Source organism: Streptomyces durbertensis, assembly GCF_014156695.1.
Lineage (GTDB): Bacteria > Actinomycetota > Actinomycetes > Streptomycetales > Streptomycetaceae > Streptomyces > Streptomyces durbertensis.
Genome location: NZ_WMLF01000502.1, coordinates 1 through 3,590, shown reverse-complemented (window position 1 = coordinate 3,590; position 3,590 = coordinate 1). Strand labels below are relative to the sequence as shown.

The 3,590-nt window shown below is 73.5% G+C and carries 3 protein-coding genes; 1 reads left to right on the top strand and 2 read right to left on the bottom strand.

The genetic code is table 11. The features are described 5' to 3' along the window. On the bottom strand, positions 1 to 933 hold a 933-nt coding region (locus GL263_RS28925), incomplete at its 3' end, for a diacylglycerol/lipid kinase family protein (protein ID WP_182857730.1). After that, a complete protein-coding gene (locus GL263_RS23385) occupies positions 923 to 1,834 on the bottom strand; it encodes a class I SAM-dependent methyltransferase (RefSeq protein ID WP_182857729.1) in 912 nt (303 codons plus the stop codon). The genes GL263_RS28925 and GL263_RS23385, both read right to left, overlap by 11 nt. 198 nt (positions 1,835 to 2,032) lie before the next feature. Here GL263_RS23385 and GL263_RS23380 point away from each other — a divergent pair, with 198 nt between their 5' ends. Further along, the gene (locus tag GL263_RS23380; protein ID WP_182857728.1) at positions 2,033 to 3,538 is read left to right on the top strand and encodes an MmgE/PrpD family protein; all 1,506 of its coding nucleotides are present in this window, start codon (positions 2,033 to 2,035) and stop codon (positions 3,536 to 3,538) included. Positions 3,539 to 3,590 lie beyond the last annotated feature (52 nt).

Genomic DNA, 3,590 nt, shown 5'->3' with positions numbered 1-3,590 from the left:
GGCCAGGACGGGGAGGGCGGCGGGCAGCACGTCGATGGTGTAGCGCGAGGCGTCACCGGTGCACAGTTCACCGTCGTGCTCGAAGGAGAGCCGCCGGCCGTCCGTGCGCTCGACGACAACGCGGGAACCGCGCTGGTACACCACGCCGGGGCGCCCCACGTGGCTGCCGTCCCGGGTCAGCCCGGCCAGCTCGCGTACGCCCATCTCGTTGCCCACCACGCAGACGTCGAGCAGGCCGTCGTCGATGACCGAGTGCGGGAGGAGTGCGAACCGGCCCGCCCGGTAGCGGCCACCGCCGATGTTGACCAGGACGACCGGGCCCTCGTGCACGACCTTCCCGTCCACGCTCACCCGGCCCTCGTACGGCGTGTACGTGCTCATGGTCTGGGCGACGGCCCGCTGGTAGCGGTCGCGGCCCGGGACCTCGAACATGCCCTGGGCCGTCTCCAGGGCGTCGGCGACCAGGCCGGCCCCCGCGCCGAGCAGCACCAGGGCTTCGGTCTCCCGGACGCGGGCCATGTCCACCCACCGCAGGTGGGGGCGCTCACCGGCCAGGGCCTGGTCGAGGGCCCGGCGCCAGGGGGCATCCGCCCAGATCTCCTGGTAGAACGAGTTCCCGGTGCCGAAGGGGACGTTGACCATCGCGGGCCGCCTCCCCCCGGGTCGTTCGAGGCCCGAGCGGGCGAGACCCGCCGCCACCTCGCGGGTCGTGCCGTCCCCGCCGAGCGCGATCACCGCGTCGGTGTGCGAGGCGGCGGCCTCGGCCGCGCGTTCCTCGGCGTGGCCCTGGTGCCCGGTGTGGACGACGTCGAGGTGCGGAACCAGGCGTTCGCAGTGGGCGACGACCTGGTCGATGTGCCGCCGGTCGCGGGCCCCCGCCTGGGGGTTGGCGATCAGCAGGGCGCGGGTGGCCCAACTCCGGTCACTCGCCATGGCCGCTCGCCTCCCGCCCGGTGCGACGCGCCGCGACAAGGCCCATGAAGTCGTCGTCGCTGCAGTACGGGTCGGTGCCGCCGTAGCGCCGGACCAGGTCGGTCACCCGTAGGTGCTCCACGGGTTCGAACCCCGCGTCGCGGGCGGTGGTGGCGGCGGTGTCCGCGGTCAGGCCGTTGACGTACGGCTCCCCCAGTTCGCGCACCTGGCGTGCCATCCGCAGGGCGCCCTCCCAAGGGCTGGTGCCGTCCACCACGGCCTCGTCCATGTAGTCGAAGAGCAGCAGGCTGCCGGGCGCGACGGTGTCCGCCAGCTCGGCGAGCGTGGCGCGGCACGCCTCGGGCGGCAGGAAGAAGGTGACCCCCAACCACCCCACGACACACGGCGTGTGGACGTCGAAGCCGTGCGCGGTGAGCTCCGCGCGCAGCGAGGCGCCGGCGGTGAGGTCAAGGGGCACCGGGACGGCCGGGGAGACGAGGTCCGCGGCGGCGAGTGCCGCCAGCTTGGCCGTCTGCGTCGCGGGGTGGTCCACCTCGAAGAACCGCACCGTGCCGGGTCCGGTGTGGCGCAGCGCCGTGGTGTCGTATCCGGCGCCGAGCAGCACCACCTGGCGCACCCCCGCGTCGACCGCGAGCGCGATCAGGTCCTCGAAGTAGCGCTGTCGCAGCAGGATTTCGGCGAGGAAGCCGCCGTGGGCGCGGTCCAGACTCCGGAGCCGCCCGAGGGCCTCCTCCGCGGTGGCGGGCGGCGGAACGGTGACGAAGAGATGCGCGTGGGTGTCGCCGAGCAGTCGCCTGGCCGGTTCGACGACGGCGTCGGCGGCGCGGGCGCGCGCGGTGAGATGAGCCGTCTCGCTCGACTGACCGGACTGCAGCCGGGTGGGTGGAGGTGCGGCTGTCACGGCAGATACCTCGCTCGGATGTGGGTGCGGGTACGGGGCGAACACTCCTGTTACGCGGACGGTCGCCGCACCCCTCGAAAGACTTCCGCCGCGCCCGGGACGACGCCCGGGATGAGGGTTGGGGCCCTTCCGCGCGTAAGACACGCGTAGTCACCGGAGCACGGCGGCGCGCGCGCCGAGAGGACCGAGGGAGACCACGTGACCACGCTCACGGAAGAGTTGGCGGGATGGGCGAGTGTGCTGCGCCTCGACGACGTGCCGGAAGACGTCGTCACCACCGCCAAACACCAGATCCTGTCCCAACTGGCGGCCGTGCGGGCGGGCCTCGGGCACCCGCTGGGCCGGCGGTTCGTCGAGGCGTTCGGCGCGCCGTTCCAGGACGACCCGGCCCGGTCCGCGTTTGTGCTCGCCTCCCTCGGCTCCTGGCTCCACTTCGACGACACGGCCTACGCCGGGCATCTGTCGAACTCGACCGTGACCGTCCCCCTCGCGTATGCCGCGCCCCAGGGGCTGACCGGGAAACGGCTGCTCACCTCGATCATCGTCGCGAACGAGACGGCGGCCCGGATCACCGCCGCCACCACGCTCGGGCCGTTCCGGGGGCAGAGCGCCGCCTTCACCCATGTCACCGGTGCCATAGCCGGCCGGCTGCGCGGCGAGGACGCGCCGGTGCGGCGTTGGGTGGACACGCTCGGCCTCGGCTTCGGGCTGCCTCCCCGCACCGTGCCGGTGGGCTTCCTCGACGGCGACGCCAAGCTCTTCGGCGCCGCCACCCCGGTGCGGGTGGGGCTCGACGCCTGTGACGCGTCGGCCGTGGGCCTCGCGGGCAGCCCGGTGATCTTCGAGCACCCGGAGGGGTTCCTCTCCCGGTTCGCCACGATCCCGCTTCCCGAAGCGGTGGTGGCCGGACTCGGCACCCGCTGGCACACCCGCACGACCTCCTTCAAGGTGCACCCCGGAGGGCCGGGAATGGACTCCGCCATCGACGTCGGCCTGGAGCTGCACCGCGAACTGTCCACGAAGGAACGCCCGTTACGCGCCGACGACATCGCCGAGATCGCGGTCGACACCTCCCTGTACACGGCGGTGGTGGAGCGCCGCGCCGCCGAGTACCTGCGCGGCCCCATGTCACCGGTGAGCGCGCTGGTGTTCTCGCTGCGGTACACGCTGGCCACCGCGCTCCTGACGGGACGACTGAGCACCGACGACTTCACCGAGAAGGGGCTCGCGGACACCGAGCGGTGGTCGCTCGCCGACCGGATCGACGTACGCCTGGACCGGGACATGACGCGGGACCTGTTCCACTGCGAGGTCCCCTTCGGCGAGGCGCTGCGGCAGGCGGGGGAACGCGGCACGGAGTGGCTGCGGCAGTTCGGTGCGGGCTGGGAGGGCGACGGGCGGTGGCTCGTCGACCTGGTGGGCGAACTCCCGCCGCCGAGCAGGGACTTCAGCGACGCACGCAAGGTGACCGGGGCGCGCGTACACCTGCGCCTCAAGGACGGCCGGAGCGTCGTCCGCGAACTGCACGTGCCCATGGGGGCGATCGGCGGCGAGGGCCGCACGCCGATCGCCGAGGTGGTGCGGGACAAGTGGCTCGCCACGGGAGGCCGCGAGGAGTTCGCCGCCGGGGTCGACCGTCTGGAGGAGCTGTCGGCGGACGAGGTGGGACGACTGCTGACCCTGATCTTCGACGACCGCTCCTGAGCCGCGGCCGACCGGGGGCATGGGGAGGGGCCCGGTGCGGTCGCACCGGGCC